This window comes from uncultured Nostoc sp., assembly GCF_964245575.1.
In the GTDB taxonomy this organism is placed as follows: Bacteria; Cyanobacteriota; Cyanobacteriia; order Cyanobacteriales; family Nostocaceae; genus Nostoc.
On the sequence record NZ_CAXTNP010000351.1, the window covers coordinates 1 to 7,050 of the forward strand.

The following is a 7,050-nucleotide window of genomic DNA, read 5'->3' on the forward strand; positions in this document are numbered from 1 at the left end:
GAGGTACTTCAAAGTCGTTTTGAGGTACTTCAAAGTCGTTTTGAGGTACTTCAAAGTCATGTTGAGGTACTTTGAAATCGTGTTGGAGTATTAGCGATCGCTTTGGAGTTGAAAAAATAATTAAAGGCGAAAACCTAATTTTCCCGTTGGCTTTTAACTCTAGTTGTGATCAAGAGTAATTTAGATGCGTTTGCCCTGATGGTCTAGCTAGTGGTAAAACCAGTTGAGTGAGAAAACCTGATCAACTAACTGGAGTAAGCTCATGAAGCAAACAATCTTAATTTTGGCAGCAAATCCTAAAGGTACAACACCACTGCGTTTGGATGAGGAAGTGCGTGAAATTGATGCTGGATTAGAGCGAGCCAAACACCGCAGTGAATTTGTTTTAGAGCAGAAGTGGGCAGTGCGACCTCGTGACATTCAGCGAGCAATGCTCGATATCAATCCTTCTATTGTTCATTTTTCTGGGCATGGGACGGGGGAGGAGGGTCTGGTTTTTGAAGATGAAACAGGTTCGGCAAAGCTCGTCGATGGAGAAGCCTTAGCGGAACTGTTTAAACTGTTTGTTCCTCAAGTTGAGTGTGTTGTTCTTAACGGCTGTTACTCAGAGGTGCAAGCAAGTGCGATCTCCCAACATGTTAATTATGTGATTGGGATGAAAAAGGCAATTCCAGATAGAGCTGCTATAGAATTTGCTGTGGGTTTTTATGATGCTTTAGGATCTGGGCGACCCGTGGAATTTGCCTATAAATTTGGTTGCACTGCAATTCGGTTGGCAGGTATTCCAGAGCAACTAACCCCAATTTTAAAGAAGAAGCCAAATATTGAGGAGGTTATGAAAATTAGTTTGCCCCAAGAGCAGCTTTTAGGAGAGAACGAACTAGCGTCCGAGTTATTTCAAGAACTCAACGATTCTGACAGAGAAATACTTACAACACTCTTAATACGTAGTGGACGTGCGGAATATTCGGCACGAAGAGCACTATGTATAAAGATTGGGATTGAACCAAATCAACTTGGATTTTTAAGAGAATCTACTGTTACTGACTTTGCCTTACAGCTAATTGAGTATTTACATGAAATAGATGATAAAGAAGCCTTTTGTAAAATTTGCAATGAACTAGAAGTTGTCTTTAAAAAGGGTAAGTGCTCGGCTGATTTGAAAAATATTAAATCAAAACTACATTGTCAGTAATATTATAAGTTAAATTTAAATTCCTATGAGTTTATTGAATGATGACGATTTAATAGAATTAGCAGACATATTGCTGATTAGCCAAAAAGTAAAGGCACGAGAAGCTCTATGTTTAAGAATTGGAATTGACCCTAATCAACTTGCATTTATAAGAGATGGTGCAGAACGTGACTTTGTTATACAGCTGATTAATTATTTAAATCAAATCAACGAACAAGAAGCTCTTTGCAAGCTTTGTTGTAAGGAACTGATTCCGGTTTTTAATCATGGAACATATACACATTTTTTAAGGGGTATTGCAGCTAAACTCCATTGTAATCAGGGGTTAAGTCAGAATGCCCTTAATAATAAACAGCCAATTGTTCCATCGTCTATTCCTGCTTCTAGTGCTATAAACAAATTAATTATAGGTGGTACAATTCTTCTAATTGGATTAGCAGGGTTTAGCTTATTTAACCAAAACAAGAACAGTAGCTCCCCTCCTACTCAAGCTACGCCTTCTACTCTAGAAGCAAAAGATAAAATACCACCAATAGAACCACGACGACCAAAGGCTTATACCCCAGAACCAGAATTGCCTTATGATATTGGGGTATATGGGTATCAGGTAGACGAAAGCTTCTTTAATACAATCATAAACTCAGTTGGTTACCCAGTAAGAAAGGCGAGTCAAGTTTATAATAGTAAACCAGCATGGTTCGCTGATAGATCCACTGTTTTTTACTACGATAAAAGCTCTAAAGACTTTGCATTATCCCTGGCTGAGAAGTTGACAAATTCTACTAGTGTACAATTTGCAGTTCAATATGTCAGTCCTGAAAATAGTATCTCTGTAAAACCTGGAAATGAACGGCAGACTTTTTTTATACATTTAGTGGGATCTAGCCGGAATACGTGCAAAACGGAACACGATGCAAAGGATTGCCTTTGACTACCCTATGATGTTTCCCTGTCCATTGCCAATGACTTGATAGAGAATCAGCGCAGATATAAGGGTGTGCGATCGCTCCTTTGATGAAACCGCAATTGCCTCTTCCACATTAGAAAAGCGATCGCTCTCTCAAGTCGATTGATTTCATTTTGAGGTGCGATTGCCATTACAATCAAGAAAAGGGAATGAAAAGGATCTGACCTTCATATTCACCAAACTTACTGCAACGAACGAATAAATATAAGTCGTCAATGACCTGTCCGATCGGAGCCGTTGCAATAACTTCAACAACTCCAGGCATAGACAAACCTTTGTTGATTCGCTCATAAGCATGGACAGTAATCGTTGCTATATCATGGGTAAGCAAGATGCGTTCTTCATTGGCTGCCCACTCTAAGATAGTGGAATCATCAGTATGGATTAGACCTACATCTTGGACACGAACAATATCCAATCCAGGTAAACGTCTTATCAAGCCCCGCAATATCGAGCCATTGAAGTTTTCATCAGTCAATAGACGCACTGGCTATAATTCTCCTTGGGGCTGATAGCGATCGCCCAAGCGCTGCCTAAGATTAGCTAAATTATACTCATGGACAAATTGATTTCGCTGTTGTTGAGCTTTTTTGCGACGCTGCTCTAGGTAATTGTCGATTTCTTGGTGATGGGTGAGATAATATGCGATCGCTGCGTATATCTCCGCTAAACAGAGAACGGGATACTGAACAGCAATTTCTTCAGGTGTAGAGCCGTTATGGTATGTTGCTAGCAAGCTATCGAGAGTAACGCGGCTTTGACCGATGCGAATACCTCCAGCTTCATCCCAACGAAACGGTGGAGCGGTAACCTGAAATTCGATTTGAACGCTCATGGGGGCAATTCTTGGATTTGTGGTATTTCTGTCTTCAGTTTACTTTACCCGTTAAAGAGCGATCGCCCTTACATCAAAATTCAAAATTGAGGAAAAAGACTGGAGGGGATATAAGTCTTTCCCCTCCACCTTTTTTGCCCAATACTTCGACTCCCTTCCCTACGGGACGCTACGCGAACGACTTCGCTCAAGGCAAGAAGTCGCTCAGTACAAGTGTCCAATGCCCAATTAATTCAATGGCTCCATAATGGCTCTTAAACCTTTATTAGAGAGTGTCTTGAGCATTTCTTTAGCGTTATATTCACTGCTAAATACTCCTGCTTGCATAACTTTTTGACCATCCCAAACTGTGAGAAACGCATCAGGAGCAAGCGATCGCACTAAATCTCGATCCTTATCAGTTGCAAGTGGCACTACTACGCGATAACGTACACTAAATTGTCTTGCAGAGTTACCACTATAGGAAATACTTGCAGAACTTGTTTGCAGATTGCGAGTATTACCAATGGGGATATTGCGATGTCTACGACGGGCTACGCCTACAGGAAGTGGTAAAAGTGCGGAAGCAGATGAGGCAGAAGTTTCTTGTATTGGTAAGAGCTGCTGTGTTTGATCCTTCATAGTTGGAACTGGTGGCTGTGCAACTGAATTGGATGGATACTCAGGAGCAGTAAACTCAACCGTATTAGGCTCAATCTGCACATAATTCAACTGTGCTGCATCAGGTGGCTGTGCTGGACTGGGAGTTGCAACTTTTGAAGTGTTAGTTGGTATTTGTCTAGCCGACAAGCTGCTAGGAGTAGGAAAACCAGCAACTTTAGAGGTGGCTTGCTGTTGATTGGATATAGGCACAGAAAGCGGTATATTGGCTGGCAACAATGGCAGCAGTTGACTGTTTAATTGTGTAGGAACAGGATTATTTGCTGAAATGTTGCTGGTTTGCCCATTAGTAGTTTCAGAGATTTCAGGAGCCGAGAAGGTGATTTCTCCATTTGCTGGTATTTGTCGTAATACATTGTTAGCAGCAGGTTGAGAATTTTCGGTTGCTAGTGCTGTTGTACCGTTAATATCTACCTTACCAGTGATGCGATCGCTCACAAGGTTGTTACCAGGAGCAAAAATCATCTGTTTAGCAGCGCTGGCGTTAATATCGTAGCGGGCATTATTTTGAAATTGATTACCCCCAGGTTCGGATGCGTTGCCTAAATCTGGCATTGCTTGAGCGATCGCAACTAAACCATCTTCTTTATTATCTTGAATAATATTATTCCGTAAAATCGGGCGGGCATTTGCTTGTACCACAATTCCCGATCTATTGTTCTGAATTTGATTACCTATAAGTATAGGAGCGGCGTTTTGGGCAATATTAATCCCAAAACCTGTTTGGTGAAAGACATTTTCCTTCACTTGGGGACTAGAGTTACCAGCAATTGTGATGCCATTGGCTCCATTGCGAGCAAAATAATTCTTACTAATAGTAGGTGCAGCATTACCACTGATAGAAATCCCATCTTGAGTACTGCCAGTAAATGTATTTTCCGCGATTACCGGATTGCTTGATTCAATCCATAAACCGTAACCACGGCGGTTTGGGTTTGTCACCGTTACCCCAGTGAGCAAGGTTTGGTTTGCTCCAACAATTGCGACATTTTGACCGGCAAAGCTCCGGCTCAGGTAATCACCACCTCCCTGAATTACAATATCCTTACCTTGATTGCTAGGGTTGCCTTGAATTGAAATACCCGGTTTCAATATTAAGGGAAATTCTTCTCCTGTCTCGGCGCTATAAGTGCCCGTGGAGAGCATAATTACAGTGTTGGCGTTAGCTAATCGTAAAGCTTGGGTAATTGTTTTCACAGGAGCGGATTCGCTACCATTGCCTGCTTTGTCATCTCCACCATTTGGGTTGACAAACAGCACGTTAACCTGAGAATTTGTTTTCTCAACCAGAGGTGCTGAATTTGGTGTCGATGGCATCTGAGCGATGCCAACTCTTAGAGAGGCTTTGCCAACGGCGAGCTTTGCTAACGCGCTACCCAGGAACGCCATACTTGCCGCTCCCATGCCTACGGTAAAAGATAATACTGATAAACTAAAAATTAAAAGCCTTGCTGATTTGAGAAACTTAAGCTTCGCAAACATAATATCTACCCTATGGTACTTAGGAAACATCCGATTGTGAATCATATTTAACACAACTCCTTGGAAGTAACCATAAATTCTTATACTCTCTAAGAGTATTATGTCGATAATATTACTCACATATTGGCCGAGTCAGGATTTTTAAGACAGTGTAACAAATGATATTGTGTCTGTTCAACAATACCTTGTCCTAAAGGACACGCTACGCGAACACCAAAATACCCTGACTCTAAAATTTGTTAACCATCAGTGAGGCGATATATACTGTGAGCTTCAATAATCGGCTTAGATGATATTTTGGGTGAGAAAGCGCTCTATTTCAAAGTTAAAATTTCCTGTATAAATGCTCTCTAAATAGTATCCATGCAGTCTCAAATTTAATTTGCCCATCTGGTGTGGATTTTCTAGTGTATCCGCTCTGGCTAGTACACCACGGCGTAAATAGAGCAACCATTTAAAATCCCTAAAAAGCCGATTCCATAATCCTTTTGAATGCGTGAATGCGTGAATGCGTGAATGCGTGCCTTGCGGTACTAGTCCTTTGTAAGCTTGTTGTTTACCCTAAAATACTTGACTAACCTTAGTGTGAAACTGTAGCCTCAAACTACCCTTATCACTGCCATAGGAAAATGGGATAATTTCCCGTAACCCTTACTACTACGTTATTTTACGTATATTTTGCAAAAGTTGAGTAAAAAAAAGCAAATTAATTAACTTATGGTTACTAGGATATATGATAATTCACACTTCGATGAAAGCACTAACGGGGTTGTTGTAATGGTCGAGCCATACAGCCAAAAAGAGCAAATACAACAAGTTGTCTACCGCATTTTAGATGCCAATTTAGATCGCGCTCGTGAGGGCTTGCGAATTATCGAGGAATGGTGTCGGTTTGGGTTGAACAATGCCCAGTTGGCTCTTGAATGCAAGCGGCTGCGACAAGAGGTAGCTAAGTGGCATACCCCGGAATTGCGGGCGGCGCGAGATACACCAGGCGATCCTGGGACTGAGTTAACCCATCCTCAAGAAGAACAACGAGCTAGTATCAAATCGGTGTTGCAAGCTAATTTTTGCCGGATAGAAGAAGCATTGCGGGTGTTGGAAGAATACGGTAAGCTTTATCACCCAACTATGGCTAAAGCTTGCAAGCAGATGCGCTATCAGGTTTATACCTTAGAAAGTAGTTTAATGGGTCATCAGCGCCATCAATTATTGTGGCGATCGCGTTTGTATCTTGTTACTTCCCCACATGAAACTTTGTTGAACAACGTCGAAGCTGCACTCAAGGGTGGATTAACGCTTTTACAATACCGTGACAAAACCGCCGATGATTCTTTGCGTCTGGAACAAGCGAGAAAATTACGGCAGTTATGCCATATCTACGGTGCTTTGTTCATTGTTAACGATCGCGTGGATCTAGCTTTAGCTGTCGATGCCGATGGGGTGCATCTAGGACAACAAGATATGCCCATTGCTGTTGCTCGGCAATTACTCGGTTCACAGCGTCTGATAGGTCTTTCTACCACAAATAAAGAAGAAATGCAAGCAGCAATTGCTGAAAGTGTAGATTACATTGGCGTGGGGCCAGTTTATGAAACTCCCACGAAACTAGGTAAGGTCGCAACAGGTTTAGAATATGTCAGTTATGCTGCCAAAAATTGTTCAATTCCCTGGTTTGCCATTGGAGGAATAGATGCCAATAATATCAATGATGTGATCGATGCGGGAGCCGAACGTGTAGCGGTGGTGCGATCGCTCATGCAAGCCGAACAGCCTACCCTAGTGACTCAATATTTGCTCTCCCAACTCAATCGCATTAAACCAGAACTTTAAAAGAGTCATTTGTCATTTGTCATTAGTCCAAAGTAAGTAACCAATACCTAATACCCCATTGCCCATTCCCCATTACCC

Annotated in this window: 6 protein-coding genes; 3 read left to right on the top strand and 3 right to left on the bottom strand. The window is 41.7% G+C overall.

Translation table 11 applies throughout. The features are described 5' to 3' along the window. The first annotated feature begins 262 nt into the window (after positions 1–262). Entirely contained in the window at positions 263–1,195 is a 933-nt protein-coding gene (locus ACFFAP_RS33920; protein ID WP_375515332.1) for a CHAT domain-containing protein, read from the top strand. A 34-nt stretch (positions 1,196–1,229) separates the two neighbouring features. Further along, positions 1,230–2,126 carry a hypothetical protein gene (locus ACFFAP_RS33925; protein WP_375515333.1) on the top strand — a complete coding sequence of 299 codons (897 nt, stop codon included), beginning with the start codon at positions 1,230–1,232 and terminating at the stop codon, positions 2,124–2,126. A gap of 172 nt (positions 2,127–2,298) precedes the next feature. Here ACFFAP_RS33925 and ACFFAP_RS33930 read toward each other — a convergent pair whose 3' ends face one another. From ACFFAP_RS33930 to ACFFAP_RS33940, 3 genes are all read right to left on the bottom strand, one after another. Then, positions 2,299–2,649, bottom strand: a complete 351-nt coding sequence (locus ACFFAP_RS33930; protein ID WP_322718035.1) for a DUF5615 family PIN-like protein — start codon at positions 2,647–2,649, stop codon at positions 2,299–2,301. A 3-nt stretch (positions 2,650–2,652) separates the two neighbouring features. Beyond that, positions 2,653–2,997: a DUF433 domain-containing protein gene (locus ACFFAP_RS33935; RefSeq protein WP_375515334.1), complete on the bottom strand. Its 345-nt coding sequence runs from the start codon at positions 2,995–2,997 to the stop codon at positions 2,653–2,655. A gap of 228 nt (positions 2,998–3,225) precedes the next feature. Then, entirely contained in the window at positions 3,226–5,139 is a 1,914-nt protein-coding gene (locus ACFFAP_RS33940) for a DUF1565 domain-containing protein (RefSeq protein WP_375515335.1), read from the bottom strand. 717 nt (positions 5,140–5,856) lie between these two features. On the opposite strand from ACFFAP_RS33940, the gene ACFFAP_RS33945 reads away from it, so the two are divergent. Then, positions 5,857–6,972, top strand: coding sequence for a thiamine phosphate synthase (locus ACFFAP_RS33945; protein WP_375515336.1), 1,116 nt, complete (start codon positions 5,857–5,859; stop codon positions 6,970–6,972). Positions 6,973–7,050 lie beyond the last annotated feature (78 nt).